Origin of the sequence: Serratia nevei (assembly GCF_037948395.1) — a bacterium.
Classification (GTDB): domain Bacteria; phylum Pseudomonadota; class Gammaproteobacteria; order Enterobacterales; family Enterobacteriaceae; genus Serratia; species Serratia nevei.
Genome location: NZ_CP149940.1, coordinates 3525827 through 3542451 on the forward strand (window position 1 = coordinate 3525827; position 16625 = coordinate 3542451).

14 protein-coding genes are annotated in these 16625 nt (G+C 60.2%); 9 read left to right on the forward strand and 5 right to left on the reverse strand.

Annotated elements, in window-relative coordinates; all coding sequences use genetic code 11:
- Positions 1-21 precede the first annotated feature (21 nt).
- Complete coding sequence (locus V8N38_RS16995; RefSeq protein ID WP_072055841.1) at positions 22-213, forward strand: helix-turn-helix transcriptional regulator; 192 nt, start codon at positions 22-24, stop codon at positions 211-213.
- On the opposite strand, the gene V8N38_RS17000 is transcribed toward V8N38_RS16995, so the two are convergent.
- Positions 194-1378, reverse strand: coding sequence for a tyrosine-type recombinase/integrase (locus V8N38_RS17000; RefSeq protein WP_149506018.1), 1185 nt, complete (start codon positions 1376-1378; stop codon positions 194-196). The genes V8N38_RS16995 and V8N38_RS17000 overlap by 20 nt on opposite strands.
- A gap of 180 nt (positions 1379-1558) precedes the next feature.
- Here V8N38_RS17000 and sbcB point away from each other — a divergent pair, with 180 nt between their 5' ends.
- Positions 1559-2989 (forward strand): exodeoxyribonuclease I, encoded by a 1431-nt coding sequence (sbcB, locus tag V8N38_RS17005; protein WP_149506019.1) that lies wholly within the window; start codon positions 1559-1561, stop codon positions 2987-2989.
- A 71-nt stretch (positions 2990-3060) separates the two neighbouring features.
- On the opposite strand, the gene V8N38_RS17010 is transcribed toward sbcB, so the two are convergent.
- Together V8N38_RS17010 and V8N38_RS17015 are read right to left on the reverse strand one after the other, a co-directional pair.
- Positions 3061-4428 (reverse strand): APC family permease, encoded by a 1368-nt coding sequence (locus tag V8N38_RS17010; protein WP_038877871.1) that lies wholly within the window; start codon positions 4426-4428, stop codon positions 3061-3063.
- Positions 4429-4962: 534 nt separating this feature from the next.
- Positions 4963-6381, reverse strand: a complete 1419-nt coding sequence (locus tag V8N38_RS17015) for a glutamine synthetase family protein (protein WP_060420247.1) — start codon at positions 6379-6381, stop codon at positions 4963-4965.
- On the opposite strand from V8N38_RS17015, the gene V8N38_RS17020 reads away from it, so the two are divergent.
- The 6 genes from V8N38_RS17020 to V8N38_RS17045 all read left to right on the forward strand — a co-directional run bounded on the left by V8N38_RS17020 (position 6295) and on the right by V8N38_RS17045 (position 13231).
- Positions 6295-6579 carry a hypothetical protein gene (locus V8N38_RS17020; RefSeq protein WP_187181563.1) on the forward strand — a complete coding sequence of 95 codons (285 nt, stop codon included), beginning with the start codon at positions 6295-6297 and terminating at the stop codon, positions 6577-6579. The two genes, V8N38_RS17015 and V8N38_RS17020, sit on opposite strands and share 87 nt — an antisense overlap.
- A gap of 197 nt (positions 6580-6776) precedes the next feature.
- Positions 6777-7334: an HTH-type transcriptional regulator PuuR gene (gene puuR, locus V8N38_RS17025; protein WP_038877865.1), complete on the forward strand. Its 558-nt coding sequence runs from the start codon at positions 6777-6779 to the stop codon at positions 7332-7334.
- A 157-nt stretch (positions 7335-7491) separates the two neighbouring features.
- Entirely contained in the window at positions 7492-9003 is a 1512-nt protein-coding gene (locus V8N38_RS17030) for a sugar ABC transporter ATP-binding protein (RefSeq protein WP_147840100.1), read from the forward strand.
- The gene (locus tag V8N38_RS17035) at positions 9000-9995 is read left to right on the forward strand and encodes an ABC transporter permease (protein WP_033648150.1); all 996 of its coding nucleotides are present in this window, start codon (positions 9000-9002) and stop codon (positions 9993-9995) included. Before V8N38_RS17030 ends, V8N38_RS17035 begins: the two co-directional genes overlap by 4 nt.
- Before the next feature lie 244 nt (positions 9996-10239).
- Complete coding sequence (locus V8N38_RS17040; RefSeq protein WP_060420232.1) at positions 10240-12228, forward strand: ligand-gated channel protein; 1989 nt, start codon at positions 10240-10242, stop codon at positions 12226-12228.
- A gap of 55 nt (positions 12229-12283) precedes the next feature.
- Positions 12284-13231: a siderophore ABC transporter substrate-binding protein gene (locus V8N38_RS17045; protein ID WP_147840099.1), complete on the forward strand. Its 948-nt coding sequence runs from the start codon at positions 12284-12286 to the stop codon at positions 13229-13231.
- A 33-nt stretch (positions 13232-13264) separates the two neighbouring features.
- On the opposite strand, the gene V8N38_RS17050 is transcribed toward V8N38_RS17045, so the two are convergent.
- Both V8N38_RS17050 and V8N38_RS17055 read right to left on the reverse strand, forming a co-directional pair.
- Positions 13265-14053: an ABC transporter ATP-binding protein gene (locus V8N38_RS17050; RefSeq protein ID WP_147840098.1), complete on the reverse strand. Its 789-nt coding sequence runs from the start codon at positions 14051-14053 to the stop codon at positions 13265-13267.
- Positions 14050-15132: a FecCD family ABC transporter permease gene (locus V8N38_RS17055; RefSeq protein WP_147840097.1), complete on the reverse strand. Its 1083-nt coding sequence runs from the start codon at positions 15130-15132 to the stop codon at positions 14050-14052. Before V8N38_RS17055 ends, V8N38_RS17050 begins: the two co-directional genes overlap by 4 nt.
- Before the next feature lie 364 nt (positions 15133-15496).
- Here V8N38_RS17055 and V8N38_RS17060 point away from each other — a divergent pair, with 364 nt between their 5' ends.
- Positions 15497-16597, forward strand: a complete 1101-nt coding sequence (locus tag V8N38_RS17060) for a GGDEF domain-containing protein (RefSeq protein WP_038877854.1) — start codon at positions 15497-15499, stop codon at positions 16595-16597.
- Positions 16598-16625: the final 28 nt, after the last annotated feature.

The window sequence follows — 16625 nt, forward strand, 5'->3', positions numbered from 1 at the left end:
ACCAGCCTTCCCGAGGTAACTATGCAAGATATCAACCTGATCCCTGAAAAGGAGGTCATGGCGAAGCTTGGCATTTCGTCACGATCGACCATGTACACCTACCAGAACAAACACTGTTTCCCTAAGCCGGTTCGCACTCACCCAAAAGCATATTTAGAGAGTGCGGTTAATCAGTGGATACTCAACGGCGGCATCAACCAGAAAGCTTCTTAACATGCCAAAAAAGCTTATCGGCATGTATCTCATACCCTTCCTTTTGCCCTTCTATCCAATCGTGCTTGTTGTAGACGGCCATCACCCCACCCAGCTCATGCCCCAGCATTCTTTCCGTAATGTGTGGGGCTACCCCTTCCTCTGAAAGGCGTGTCACCAACGTCCGCCGGAAATCGTGCGCACGCCAATACCCTATATCCAAACCTTCCCGAATGCGTTTTATGTAACGATTGGCCGCAGAGATCGTTAGAGGTTCCGTGATCAGATTCCCTGGGAAAAGAACCTTGTCATACGTCAGCATTGCCTTTTCCAGCAACGGCTCAATTTGCTTGAAGATCGGACGCCGGATTTCCTTTCCTGTTTTGCTGTGCTCTTTTGGTACAGTCCAGAGCATTTCCCTTAGATCAAACTCCTGACGCTCAGATAACCTCAACTCGGACAACCGCGCTCCCCAGAGCATGAGCATTTGGTGCAAAAGCTTATTTGAAGTTGACGCCCTGCTGCGCTCTATTGCGATCCAAATTTCTGCCAGCTCAAAGTAAGTAAGAATTCTATCCCCGGTTTCAGAACGGCTCCCTACGTCACGAGGCTCAACCTTCATTACTGAGCAATCGGGTATAAAATGCCGACGGATACACCACCCCATCGCTGATCGCAACTGGACAAGTAGTTGACGCGCCCGCCTGCTGTTTTCCCTTTCCTCTTGAGTAAACAAATCAACCCATTGCTTAACGGTAATCTCTGCTACTGGACGCCCTTCAAAAGCATCACTTAAACGTTTAATGACAGTCGATTTATACAGCTCTCTACTGTTCTCACGAAGCGAGACATCAACGTAGTTTTCCTTCCAATAATTCAAACAGTCCTTCACTGTTGCCCTGTTGCCGATATCTCCGCTTTTATCAAAATACTGGCGCGGGTCTATCCCTCGGTCATAGAGGGTGCGCAGCTCTGATGTGATTGCACGAGCCTCTTTCAAAGCGACGGCAGGATACCTGCCAATCCCTAATCGTTGGGCTTTGCCATGCCACCGGTATCGAAACTGAAAGTTGATCACCCCTTTGGGCGAAATGCGGGCGCTAAGCCCATCGGCATCGGACACTTCAGGACTTCCCGAATATGGTTTACCATGTAGTGAGCGCAGTTTTGTATCGCTGAGAGCCATAATAATTTTTTGTACGCAGTTGATTTAAGGTTATGTACCAAACCTGTACACAATAGCACATGGACGAAGGCAAACAAGTGAATACAGTCTTATGCAAGAATGGACAAACAAGGCAGTTAAAGCGCTAAAAAATACTTTTAAATCGGTACGTTAACCAACATACGCGGACAAACCCCGACAGTGAAAGACAACGATAGACAGAATACTTTCTACATTCACGATTACGAAACCTTCGGCAAAAGCCCGTCGCTGGATCGCCCGGCGCAGTTCGCCGGCGTGCGCACCGATATGGATTTCAACATTATCGAAGAGCCGCTGGTCATCTACTGCGCCCCGGCCGACGACTACCTGCCGGAACCCGAGGCGGTGATGATCACCGGCATCACGCCGCAGGTGGCGCGCGCCAAAGGCGTTAACGAGGCCGAGTTCACCCGCCAAATCCATCAGGCCTTCAGCGTGGCCGGCACCTGCATTCTCGGTTACAACAACATCCGCTTCGATGACGAAGTGAGCCGCAATATCTTCTATCGCAATTTCTACGATCCCTATGCCTACAGTTGGCAAAACGGCAACTCGCGCTGGGATCTGCTGGATGTGATGCGCGCCTGCTATGCCCTGCGCCCCGACGGCATCGTCTGGCCGGAAAACGAAGACGGCTTCCCCAGCTTCCGCCTCGAACACCTGACGCGCGCCAACGGCGTCGAGCACACGCAGGCTCACGACGCGATGTCGGACGTTTACGCCACCATCGCCATGGCCAAACTGGTCAAGCAGGCGCAGCCCCGGCTGTTCGATTTCCTGCTGCAGCACCGCAACAAGCACAAGCTGAACGCCCTGATCGACGTCGCCGAAATGACGCCGCTGGTGCATGTCTCCGGCATGTTCGGCGCAGCACGCGGCAACACCAGCTGGGTGTCGCCGTTGGCCTGGCACCCGGACAACAAGAACGCGGTGATCATGTGCGATCTCGCCGGCGATATGACGCCGCTGCTGACGCTGAGCGCCGAGCAGCTGCGTGAACGCCTGTATACCCGCCGCGACGACCTGGCGCCGGATCAGGCGCCGGTGCCGATCAAGCTGGTGCACATCAACAAATGCCCGGTGCTGGCGCCGGCCAAAACCCTGCTGCCGGAGAACGCCGAGCGGCTGAGCATCGATCGCCAGGCCTGCCTGCAGAACCTGCAGCTGCTGAAACAGCACCCGGAAGTGCGCGAGAAAGTGGTGGCGCTGTTCGCCGAAGCCGAGCCGTTCAAAGGCTCCGACGACGTCGACGCCCGGTTGTACGACGGTTTCTTCAGCGACGCCGACAAGGCGGCAATGAGGATTATTCAGCAGACCAAGCCGCAAAACCTGCCGGCGTTGGATCTGGCCTTCAGCGACGGCCGCATGAAAGAGCTGCTGTTCCGCTTCCGCGCGCGCAACTACCCGAATACTCTGGACGATGCCGAGCAGCGCCGCTGGCTGCAGCACCGCCAGGAAGCGTTGAGCGCGGAGCGCGTGCAGAGTTACCTGCTGCAGCTCGAATCGCTGTATAACCTGCACGAAGGCGACAAAGAGAAAACCGCCCTGCTGAAAGCGCTGTTCGATTACGGCAAAGAATTGGTGGGGTAAAACCCGCTGCAAGCAGAAAAGGAAAAGGCCGCGAATGCGGCCTTTTTGATGGCAGAGGAGACGGCTCGCGCTTAGGCGGCGTCTTCGCTCGCTTGCGGCACCGGCAAACGGAAGCTGCGGGTGACGAAGGCCAGGTAGATCAGGCCGATAGCCGCCCAGACCAGGCCCAGCGTCATCGAGCTGGCTTCCAGGTTGACCCACAGCGCGCCGACGGTCAGTGCGCCCATCACCGGCAGGATCAGGTAGTTGAACGTGTCCTTCACGGTGCGGTTCATCTTGTCGCGGATATAGAACTGCGAGATCACCGACAGGTTGACGAAGGTGAAGGCCACCAGCGCACCGAAGTTGATCAGCGCGGTCGCGGTCACCAGGTCAAACGATACCGCGGACAGCGCGATGGCGCCCACCAGCAGCACGTTCAGCGCCGGGGTACGCCACTTCGGATGCACATAGCCGAAGAAGCGAGTCGGGAACACGCCGTCGCGGCCCATCACGTACATCAGACGCGAAACGCCCGCATGTGCCGCCATGCCAGACGCCAATACCGTCACGCAGGAGAACACCAGGATCACCGACTGGAAGAACTTGCCCGCCACGTACAGCATGATTTCAGGCTGCGACGCGTCAGGATCCTTGAAGCGCGAGATGTCCGGGAAGTACAGCTGCACGAAGTAAGACACCACGATAAAGATGATGCCGCCGATCAGCGCCGTCAGGAAGATGGCTTTCGGGATCACTTTCTCTGCGTCTTTGGTCTCTTCAGACAGCGAGCTGATGCCGTCGAAGCCCAGGAACGAGAAGCACAGGATGGTCGCGCCGGTAATCATCGGCACCACGTGGGCGTTATCGGACCAGAACGGACGGCTGCTGACCAGCGTACCGGCGCCTTCGCCGTGGTAAATGCCGTTGATCACCAGGCCGAGGAACACGATCATGATCGCCACCTGCACCACCACGATGATGGAGTTCAGGTTAGCCACCAGCTTGATGCCGCGCAGGTTGAAAATCGTCATCAAGCCGACCAGCACCGCCACGAAGATCCAGGACGGGACGCCCGGGAAAATCGCTTCCAGGTAAATCTTGGCCAGCAAGATGTTGATCATCGGCATGAACAGGTAGTCCAGCAGCGATGACCAGCCCACCATAAAGCCGACGTGCGGGCTGATGGCTTTCTGGGCGTAAGTGTAGGCAGAACCGGCGGAAGGGAACTTCTTCACCAGCTTGCCGTAGCTCAGGGCGGTAAACAGGATCGCCAGCAGAGCGAAGGCGTACGCAGTCGCGACGTGACCATCGGTCAGGCCGGATACGATGCCGAAGGTATCGAAGATGGTCATTGGCTGCAGATAAGCCAGGCCCATCATCACTACCGGAACCAAAGTCAGGGTTTTGCGCAGCTGGGTGCGCTGAGCCGGAGCGGCGTTGAGGGTATTATCGGACATTGTTCAGCCCCCCCTTACCTTGAGCCTTGCGGATGGCGGACACGCCAAGACTTAAGGTTGCGGGGAAACTTCGCAACGAGCGACTTAATTCTAAAAGAAGGGGATTGTAAGCTGGATAACGGGTCGAGGAAACCTCGGCTGCTCCATAGTCGCTGCGGCCACAGCGGAAACCGGCGGGCACCGGTGCTAAAGTGAAAAATTGCCCCATCTTTCTAATCCTCATGAGTCACGACCATAAAGTTTTGTTTGATCGTGCACGAAACTATTTATCTATCCGGATCGGTGTCCGGCCTCGCTTGGTGTATGAAACGCTACGTTGGTAAAACTTAATGCAAAAAAAATAACCGACGCGTTAAAACGTCGGCTATCTGCATTTGAGATATTTTGCACCAGAATGCCTCCGGATGACAAGATCCGGAAGCCCTCAAATACAAATTCTTTTTGTCGATCGAACGGAAAACCAGCCCGGCAGGCGAATTAATCCGCTACCGGCAGGCCGGTCGCCCGCACATACCTCTTACTTTATACGCCCATTCAGGCATTTTTCAACATCCAGTCGATCTCGGTTTCCGTCACCCGCCGTTCAAACTGCAGCAGTTCGTCCGTCTTGCAGGCGTGATAAACCTGGGTAAAACGCTCGCCCAGATAATGGGTCAGCGCGTGCTGGTGTTCGAACTCGTACAATGCGTCGCTCTGGCGGATCGGCAACGGCAGCCCCTCCTGCTCCAGGCCGTTGCCGGTCACCGGCTCTGGCAGCGGCAGCGCGTTGTCCAGCCCGTACAGCATGCCGGCCAGGATCGCCGCCATCACCAGATAGGGATTGGCGTCGGCACCGGCCACGCGGTACTCCACCCGGTGGTTCTCCGGTTCGCCGCAGGGAATGCGCAGCGCCACGGTGCGGTTGTTGTGGCCCCAGGCGGCCTGGATCGGCACATACATCCCCGGCTGGAAGCGCCGGTAGGCGTTGACGTTCGGCGCCAGCAGCGCCATCGATGCCGGCATCAGGGTGATCATCCCGGCCAGCGCCTGTTTCAATAGCGGTGAATCCTCGCCTTCCGCGTCGGCGAACAGGTTGTTGCCCGCCCCGTCCTGCATGCTGACATGCACGTGCATGCCGCTGCCGGCGTAATCCTCATAGGGTTTGGCCATAAAGGTGGCGTGCATGTCGTGGTTCTCGGCCACCAGCCGCACCAGCCGCTTCAGCGCCAGCGCGTGGTCGCAGGCCAGCAAGATATCGTCGGTATGACGCAGGTTGACCTCGAACTGCCCCGGCGACGCCTCCGCCACCGCGCCGTCCGCCGGCAGCCCCTGCAGTTTCGCCAGCGCGTCGATGTCGTTCAGCACCTCGGCGAAATGGTTCAGGTTATCGACGGAATACACCTGGCTTTGGGTGTTGCGCTCCTGGGTGCCGGGCGCACACGGCGGCTGCAGATCGCCCTCCGCGTCGCGCTGCCGATCGATGAGATAAAACTCCAGCTCTACCGCTGCCACCGGGAACAAGCCGCGCTGTCGCAGCGCCTGCCACACGCGGTTCAGCACATTGCGGGGTTCAACGTCAAAGGGAGTGCCATCTTCATCCAGCATGGTCAGCAGCACCTGGCCGATATGCTCCGGATCGGCGGCCGACGGCGTCAGCGAGCCGGGCACCGGCAGGCATACGCGGTCCGGTTCGCCGAGCTCCTGCCCAAGACCGGTTTCCTCCACCACGTTGCCGAGGATGTCCATGGCGAACACCGACGCGGGGAAGTAGCTGCCTTTTTCCAGTTTTTTCAACCCTGAGACGGGTATGCGTTTGCCGCGGAAGGAACCATTGAGATCGGTGAGAAGGATATCGACATACTGCGTGGCGGGATGGCGTTCCAAATAATGAGCAACCTCATTTTGGAACGCGCTACTTCGCCTCTCTTCATGATGCTGTGCAAAATGTTCAACTGCTGCGCTATTGGTTTGCATAAGTCACCCGCCATTATGCTCTTAAGGCGCGTTGGCGCCCGTCCGCCGTTCGATTCAACACATGATTGGATTTCTCGCCAGGCCGCGCCGCTGCTGGGCGCTCAAAATAACATCCACAATATGAAACATAGCCTTAACAGAATAGGTTTGCAAATGTTACAATCCTGTTTGATTATTCGCCACCGGCTGCTAAATTGATAAAATATTGACCGAAAAGGCCTTACCGTCCTTTTTGCGTCAACTATTTCGTCCAACGCACCGAGAGTGAACATGGGCAATATATTTTCCAAACCTGCCCTAACTACCGATATCATGCAGCATCGTTATCGCCCAGACAGGCGCCCGATAGCGATATTCATGTCTGCCTGTCGCCCCTACCAGAAGGAAGTACCGTTATGAGCGAAGCCAGCTTGGCACCGGGCAAACGCCTGTCGCAAATCCGTCAGCAATTGGGTTTGTCGCAGCGCCGGGTCGCCGAACTGTCCGGGTTAACCCACAGTGCGATCAGCACCATCGAACAGGACAAGGTCAGCCCGGCCATCAGCACGCTGCAAAAGCTGCTGAAGGTGTATGGCCTGTCGCTGTCCGAATTCTTTGCCGAACCGGAAGCCGCCGACGAACCGCGCGTGGTGATCGACGCCGAGGACCTGATTGAGATCGGCAGTCAGGGGGTGTCGATGAAGCTGGTGCACAACGGCAGCCCGACGCGCAACCTGGCGATGATGCTGGAAACCTACCAGCCCGGCACCACCACCGGCGAAAAGATCAAGCACCAGGGCGAAGAGATCGGCACCCTGCTGGAAGGCGAGATCGTGCTGACCATCAACGGCCAGAGCTACTGCCTGACCGCCGGCCAGAGTTACGCCATCAACACCGGCATCCCGCACAGCTTCAGCAATACCTCGGCGCGCATCTGCCGCATCGTCAGCGCACACACCCCCACCACCTTCTGACCGCTTATCGCTCCGGCGCAGCCTGACGCGGGTTGCGCCCCTGCCCGCCAATGCGTTTTTCACCGCCGTTATGCCATTTTGTTGGTTGCCAACGGTGCAATCTGTGTTACAACAGAGCATAACAGCCATCTAAACATCTAAACGGCCTTAATACCCTATGTCGACCGCAACGCCTTCGCGCCTCGAGATGCGCAATATCTCGATCGCCTTCGCCGGCTTCAACGCACTGCAGGACGTGGACTTCACGCTGCAGGGCGGTTCAATCCACGCGCTGGTCGGCGCCAACGGCGCGGGCAAGTCGACGCTGATGGCGATCCTCTCCGGCGCCCACGATCATTATCGCGGCGAGATCCTGATCGACGGCCAGGCGGTGGCGATCCACTCCCCGCTGCAGGCGCGCCGCCACGGTATTCACGTGGTGCAGCAAGAGGTCGACGTCGCGCTGATCCCCACGCTGTCGGTGGCGGAAAACATCATGCTGGACTGGCTGAACGAGCCGGGCCACTGGCTGAACTGGGCGGAGCTGCACCGCCGCGCCGCGCAGTTGCTGCAGCAATGGGCGCTGCCGCTCAACCCGCGCAGGCGGCTGGCGGACTGCTCGCTGGCGGAAAAACAGCAGGTACTACTGGCGCGTGCGCTTTCGCACCGCTGCCGTTTTCTGGTGCTCGACGAACCGACCGCGCCGCTCGATCGCGCCGAGAGCGAGCGCCTGTTTAACGTGGTGCGCCGCCTGCAATCCGAAGGCATCGGCATCGTGTTTATTTCCCACCGCATCCACGAACTGAGCGACATTTGCGATCGGCTGACGGTGCTGCGCGACGGCCGGCGCGTCAGTGAAGATCCCATGCGCGGGCTGAGCGGCGAGCAGATCGTCGAGAAGATGCTCGGCCATCGGCTGGACGACATTTTCCCGCCGCCGCGCCCGCCGCACGCCGAGCGAATGCTGCTGCAGGTGCAAGGCTTGCGCGATCGCCACAAGCTGCGCGACGTTTCGCTGCGGCTGCATGAGGGCGAAATTCTCGGCATCGCCGGGCTGGCCGGAGCCGGCAAAACCGAGCTGTGCAAAGCGCTGTTCGGCGCCAGCGCCGTGCAGCTCGAGCGCGGCGAACTGCGCGGGCAACCCTGGGCACCGCGCGCGCCGCACCTCTCGGTCGAACAAGGATTGGCGCTGGTGCCGGAAGAGCGCCGCAAAGAGGGCATCTTCATCGATGAGGCGATCCCGATGAACCTGAGCGTCAGCGCCGACGACAGCTTCTCGCGCTGGAGCCTGTTCAGCCGGCGGCAAGAGCTGCGCTGGGCGCGCGAGATCATGCAACGCCTGAACATTCGCGCCTCGGGCCCGCAACAGCGGCTGGCGCGCCTGTCCGGCGGCAATCAACAAAAAGTGGCGATCGGCAAATGGCTGCGCGGCGACGCCGAGGTGCTGATCTTCGATGAACCGACCAAGGGCGTGGACATCAAGGCCAAGCAGGAGCTGTTTGGCCTGATCGACGGCCTGGCGCGCGCCGGCAAAGGCGTGATTTACGCCTCCGGCGAGTTCGCCGAGCTGGTTGGCCTGTGCGATCGCATCTGCGTGCTGTGGGACGGCCGCATCGTGGCGGAGTTGAACGCCGCCGACATCGACGAAGAAACCTTATTGCTCTATTCCACCGGAGGAACCCCTGCGTGAGTAAAGAATTAGCCCTGCGGCCTGCGCTGCCCTGGCGCCAACAGCTGTTCGATTTCCTCTACAAATGGGGCATGTTGCTGACCGTGGCGGCGCTGATCGCCCTGTTCGGCCTGGCGTCGGACAACTTTCTCGATGCCAACAACATCATCAATATCCTGCGTTCGATCGCCATCGTGACGGTGATCGCCATCGGCGTCTCTATCTCGCTGTCGGTCGGCGGTTTCGATCTGTCGGTCGGCTCAACCGCCTCGTTGGCCAACGCGCTGGTGATTTCGCTGTTCGTCTGGCACGGATTCGGCACCACCGGCGCCATCGTGGTAACGCTGCTGCTGTGCACGCTGGTCGGCCTGTTCAACGCCCTACTGATCGTGGTGTTCAGAATTCCCGATATGCTGGCGACGCTGGCCAGCCTGTTCGTGATCCAGGGCGTGGCGATGACCTACAGCTACGGCGGATCCATCACCCAAAACATGGTGCTGCCGAATGGTGACATGGCGGAAGGCCTGATCCCGGAGGTGTTTTCCGCCCTCGGCCAGGTGCCGGTGATCGTGCTGATCATGCTGGCGGTCACCGTCGCGGTGCAGCTGTTCCTGTCGTTGACCAAGCATGGCCGCCGCATGTATGCCATCGGCGGCAACCCCGAAGCCGCACGTCTGTCGGGCATCCGCACCGTGCGTTACAGGGTTGCCGCTTACGTCATTTCCTCTTGGCTGGCGGCGCTTGGCGGCATCTTGCTGGCGTCACGTATCGGCTCTTCGCAGGTCAACGCCGGCGGCGGTTATCTGATGGACGCGGTGGCGGCGGCCTATATCGGCTTCTCGCTGGCCGGGGCCGGTAAACCCAATGCGCTCGGCACCCTGATCGGCGCGGTGATCCTCGGCGTGCTGCAAAACGGCCTGGTGATGCTGTCGGTGCCCTACTACGCCATGGACATTATCAAAGGCCTGGTGCTGGCGTTGGCGCTGGCCATCACCTACATCCAGAAGCGCTGATCCTCCCCGGCGCACGCCCGCTGCGCCGCTTTTCCCTTTAATTCATCCGGTTACCCTTTCCCGTCAGCAGAACAAGCATACAAATGATATGAATTATCATTAGCGTTTACATTCAGTAAAAAATCCTTACAATACCCTCACGCAACGCTGACGAAGCGAAGTATTTCTCAGCGAACGATGAATAATTTCATTAGAAATTCAATTGGTTAATTACTTTCACTTCAATCCAGGAAAGGTTTACCTCATGGAAACGCCACGTTACAGCAAGCTCGCCGCTCTGGTCGTCGCCTCACTCAGCGCCACCGCCGCGCTGGCCGCGCCGCAGGATGACACCCAGGACACCATGGTCGTCACCGCCTCCGGCTTCCAGCAAAAAATTCAGGACTCCGCCGCTTCCATCTCGGTGATCCCACGCCAGCAAATTGAAGACAAGGCCTATCGCGACGTGACCGACGCGCTGAAAGACGTGCCGGGCGTGGTGGTCACCGGCGGCGCCAGCAGCAGTGACATCAGCATCCGCGGCATGTCCTCCAAGTACACGCTGATCCTGGTGGACGGCAAGCGCGTTGACACCCGCGGTACCCGTCCGAACAGCGACAACGCCGGCATCGAACAGGGCTGGCTGCCGCCGATGGAAGCCATCGAGCGTATCGAAGTGGTGCGCGGGCCGATGTCTTCGCTGTACGGTTCCGACGCCATGGGCGGCGTGATCAACGTCATCACCCGCAAGACCTCCCGCACCGAGTGGAAAGGCTCGCTGCACGGCGACGCCACCCTTCAGGAAAACCGCGATTCCGGCGATCTGTTCCAGACCAACGCCTACGCCTCCGGCCCGCTGATTGAAGGCCTGCTCGGCGTGCGGGTCAACGGCCTGCTGTCGCGCCGCGCGGAAGATAAAATCGCCAACGGTTACAACGAACAGCGCATGCGCAGCGGCACCGCGGTGTTCACCCTGACGCCGGACGAGAAAAACGAATTCGACTTCGAAATCGGCCGCTCGCTGCAGGATCGCAACAGCACACCGGGCAAATCGGTGGTGGCAGAGCGTTGCAGCAAAGGCAAGTGCAAACCTACCTCTCGCAGCGAAGATCTCTACACGCGCACCAACTACTCGCTGACCCACAACGGTTATTACGACTTCGGCAACTCCACCAGCTACGTTCAGCGGGAAGAGACCAATAACCCGGGCCGCAAGATGAAGATGTACAACACCATCTTCAACACCCAGAACCAGTTCGAGCTGGGTTCCCACATGCTGAACCTCGGCGGCCAATACCGCTATGAGAAACTGGGCGACAGCGGCAACCAGCTGAGCTCGGCGAAAGACGTCAACCAGCTGACGCGCTGGAGCTGGGCGCTGTTCGCCGAAGACGAATGGGCGCTGACCAATGACTTCAGCCTGACCAGCGGCATCCGTATGGATCGCGATCAGAACTTCGGCAGCCACTGGTCGCCGCGCATGTACGGCGTCTGGCACCTGACCGAGCAGTGGACGATGAAAGGCGGCGTCTCCGCCGGCTACCGTTCGCCGGATCTGCGCCAATCCTCCGCCAGCTGGGGCCAGGTCACCGGCGGCGGCGTGCGTAACGGCATCATCGTCGGCAACCCGGATCTGCAGCCGGAGAAGAGCCTGAGCGAAGAGATCGGCCTGATGTGGGATAGCCTGAAAGGCGTCAACGCCGGCGTGACGGTCTTCAACACCGACTTCAAGAACAAGATCACCGAAGTACGCCGCTGCGAAGACACGCCGGACTGCAAGATCGGCAACGATGTCTATGACTTTATCAGCGATCGCGTCAACGTCGACAAAGCCAATATGCGCGGCGTAGAGGCCACCTTCGGCTGGCAGATCAACAAAGACTGGAAGTGGAACACCAACTACACCTACACCGCTTCCGAACAGAAGAGCGGCGACTTCCAGGGTAAGGCGCTCAACCAGATGCCGAAGCACATGCTCAACACCGTGCTGGACTGGCAGGCCACGCAGGACCTCAGCCTGTGGTCGCGCGTCAACTTCCGCAGCCGCACCTCTGACTACCTGAGCCGCACGTCGATGGAGACCAGCACCCCATCCTACACCTTTGTCGATGCGGGCCTGAGCTATCAGGCGGCGAAGAACCTGCAGCTGACCGGCGGGGTTTACAACATCCTCGACAAAACCGTGGATTACGACCACTACCGCACCACGCTGGACGGCCGCCGTTACACCGTCGGCATGACCTACAACTTCTGATGCCCCTGGGCGCGCGCTGCGCGCCCTTTTCATTCCATCACCGTGAGGAAGCTCCATGAGATTACGCCGCTCCCCCCTGATGATCGCCCTGCTGGCCGCGATGGCGCTGGCGGGTTGCCACAGCAAAACCGACGCGCCGGTGGCGCCGGCCACCGTCAACGTCCAGCACCTGAACGGCAGCACCGAGGTGAAAAAGCACCCGCAGCGCATCGTGGTGCTGGATTACGCCTCGCTTGAAACGCTGCAGCTGTTGGGCGTCGAGCCGCTGGCGCTGCCCGGCAACCGCAAGAACTTGCCGGATAATCTGAAGCGCTATCAGGATGACAAATACCTCAATGCCGGCACCCTGTTCGAGCCGGATATGGCCGTGCTGCGCGCCGCCAAGCCGGATCTGATCCTGATCGCCGGCCGCGCTGCCAAAGCCTATGACGAGCTGAACGCGCTGGCGCCGACGCTGAACATGTCCGTCGATCCGCAGGATCAGTTGGGCAGCCTGAAACAGCGCACGCTGCAGCTGGGCGAGCTGTTCGATAAGCAGCAGCAGGCGCAGGCGGCGGTTGATAAGCTGGATGCGCAGATCGCGGCGGTCAAACCGCAGGCCGCTCAGGCCGGGCGCGGGCTGGTGGTGCTGTTCTCCGGCGGCAAGATCAGCGCCTACGCCCCCAAGAGTCGTTTCAGCTTCGTCTATGACGCCCTCGGCTTCTCGTCTGCGCTGCAGTCCGACGAAAAAGACGTGCGCGGCAACAAGCTGACGCCTGAGCAGGTGGCCAAACTGAATCCGGACTGGCTGTTCGTTATCGACAGAGACGCCGCGACCGGACGGCCGAACGCGGTGGCACCGCAGAAAATCCTTACCGGTACCGCGCTGAAGAAAACCACGGCGGTGAAAAAAGGCCAGGTGGTTTACCTGCCGGCGGCCGAGGTGTATCTGTCCGGCGGCATCGTCACCGCCCAGCACGTCGTCGAACGCGTGAGCGAGGCGCTGAACCACACTGCGCGATAAAGAAAGCCCGGCGATGCCGGGCTTTTTCTTGGGTTAAATCGTCGGCTGGTTTACCAGCCCGTCTATCAGCACCTGCGGCGTGCCCTGCGAGCAGCGTTCGATGCGCCCGCGCACGCCGTAGACCCGTGCCAGGCTCTGCGGCGTAATCACCTGCTCCGGCGCACCGTCGGCGATCAGATCGCCATCCTGCAGCATCAGCACGTGGTCGCCGTGGCGCAGCGCGATGTTGATGTCATGCACTACCACCACCGTCACGATATTGCGCTTGCGGGTTTCGCGGCGCACCAAATCCATCACGTGGAACTGATAGTTGAGATCGAGCGCGCTCAGCGGCTCATCCAGCAGCAACAGCGAGGGCTGACGGATCAGCGACTGCGCCAATCCCACCAGCTGTTTCTGGCCGCCGGACAGTTGATCGAGGTAGCTCAGCGCCAGGTGCGCGATGCCCAACTGCTCCAGCAGGGCCATCACTTCCCCTTCGCTGCCGGCGTTGCTGCGGCCGCCCGAGGCGCGCTGCGCCACGATGATCGACTCCAGCACGTGCAGATGCACCCCGGCGGGCAGCGACTGCGGCAGATAGACCACTTTCTCCGCCCGACGGGCGAACGGCATCTGCATCAGATCGCCGTCGTCCAGCCACAGCTTGCCCTGCGCCGGGTTCAGCCCGGCCAGCGAGCGCAGCAGCGTCGATTTGCCGCTGCCGTTCGGCCCCAGCAGCACGGTGATTTGCCCGCGTGGCAGCATCGGTACCGAGAGATCGTCGATCACCGGGCGCTTCGGGTAGCCCGCCGAGAAGTTTTCTATTCGTAAGCCCTGGATCATACGTTCCCCCGGTGGCGCAGAATAATGCTCAGGAAGAACGGCACCCCGACCAGCGACGTGACGATGCCCACCGGAATGATCACCCCGGGCACCAGATTTTTCGACGCCACCGAGGCCATCGACAGCACCAGCGCGCCAATCAGCGCGCTGGCCGGCAGATAGAAGCGGTGATCTTCGCCGAAGATCATGCGGGCGATGTGCGGCGCCACCAGGCCGATAAAGCCGATCGGCCCGACGAAGGCCACCGCCAGCGCCGAGAGAATGCTGATGCGCAGCAGCGTGGCCAGCCGCAGACGGCGCACATCGATACCGAAGCTCACCGCCCGATCTTCACCCAGACGCAGCGCGGTCAGTTTCCACGAGCTCATCATCGACAGCGGCAGCAGCACGACGAATACGCCGAACAGGATGCCCAGCTTGTCCCACGAGGCGCGCGCCAGACTGCCCATGGTCCAGAACACCAGCCCCTGCAGCGTGTCCTCGCTGGCGATGAACTGCATCATCGATACCAGCGCGTTGAAGGTAAACACCAGCGCGATGCCGAACAGCACCACGCCGGAGGTGGCGACCCGCGTCCAGCGCGTGATGCCGTCGAGCATCAGCGCGGCGAACAGCGCAAAGATAAAGGCGTTGGCGGAGATGAACCACTGATCGGGAATGCCCGGAATGCCGATGCCGAGCACGATCGCCAGCGCGGCGCCAAAGGCCGCGGCGGAAGACACGCCGAGGGTAAAGGGGCTGGCCAGCGGGTTATTCAGGATGGTCTGCATTTCCGCCCCGGCCAGGCCGAGCGCAAAGCCCACCACCACCGCCATCAGCGCGTAAGGCAAGCGGATGTCCCAGACGATCACCCGCGTGCCGGCATCGGCCGCGGCGGGATCGAGCAGCGTTTGCCATAAGGACGACAGCGACAGCCCGGACGGCCCCATGGTGAAATCCAGCAGCAGCGAGCCCAGGATTGCCAGTGCCAACACGCCCATCATCAACAGGCGATGGCGAAGAATATGCTGATAACGCCCCATCACGCCGGCGTCGGGTTGCCCCTTGGCTTCAGTCATGGGATCGGTGGATACGCTCATTAGTTAGGATACCTGTTACAACCATCATGACAGCGGTGCGAAAGCGTCCGCCGTAAACCGGAAAGCGCGCGGCGACAGCCTGCGCGCAGCCGTTAACAATAAAGCAAACGATAATACTTATCAATCATATCAATAGGTGAAAACGGCGTTATGAAAATGTAATAAATTGTTTTCTATCGCCATTTTTCATCCCCTCGCCTTTACCCCGCCAACGGCCATTAGGTTCATTATTCTGAAAGTTATTCCTGATCCGACCAGACTCTGACAAATAACGAAAAAACCACTTAGAATCCAAAACCACAGCACCGCGCGTGCAAAAAACCTTCAGGCCGCCGCAAGAGCGGCCTTTATTGACGAGGCTGTAATGAGAAGTCCATCTCCGGCGGTAACGCCCAAACGCCCGGCGCTGCTGAACTGGCTGTTGTACAGCCCGCTGCACGCCGACGACGAGCCGTTTCAACGCCAGCTGCGGCTCACGCTGACGCCCTCTCCCCTCACCCCCTGGCTGAATGCCGTGGGGCCGGCGGCGCTGTTGGTGGGGTATGCCTGGCTGAACCAGCGGCTGGTCGGCATCGGTTTGCTGCTGCTGCTGTTGCTGTTAACCGCCGGACGCGCCGGGTTGGCGCAGCGGCGCCAACCCGCCTGGCCGGACGCCATGCTGGTGACGGTGCTGCTGTGGATGCTGCTGGTCGGCGCCAGCGCCGCGCTGGCGATGCTGTCAGGCCGCTTCGTTTTAATCCTGTTCGCCGGGCTGACGATCACCGCCCTGGCCTGCTGGCTGATGCAGCGCCACGCCGCCGCGCCGCGCTTCGCGCTGCTTGAGGTGATCGCGCTGACGCTGCCCTACCTGCTGGCGGCACCGCTGTCGCGCGTGCAAAACCTGTTTGTCCTGGCGGACCTCGCGCCGCTGTGGCTGGTGCTGGCCCATGGCATGATCGCTCGCTACCACCGTCAGCGGGTACAGCACGTCACGCTGGCTTGGGAGAAGCAGCAGGCGTCGCACCGCGATCGCCTGACCGGCTTCCTCAACCGAGCGGGCGGCGAGGTGGTGATGCGCAGCATCTGCCGCCCCGCAGCGGCGCAGACGATCTCCCACCTGTTCATTCTTGAGTTCGGTCCGCTGGCTGCGCTCTACCAAAGCCACGGCGTCCAGATTGGCGATGACGTGCTGCGCACCGTCGGCGAGCGCCTCAAGACGCTGATCCGCCCCAGCGACTACGTCTGCCGCTATACCGGCGGCCTGTTTTTGATACTGGTGCACGATCTGCCCTACGGCGCGGAAAGCGAGTTCCTCGCGCGCATCGTGCCGCCGCTGGAGGCGCCCTACGATTTTGGCGCATTCGGCGAGGTGAACATGCAGCTCAACGCCGGCATTTTGGCGTTGACGCAGGATTATGCGACGGTGGAAGATTTGATGAGCTCGGCGCAGCAGGCGCTGGCGGAAGCCAAAGGCGGGAAAAAGTAAAACCACACGCGGCGGGAACCCCCGCCGC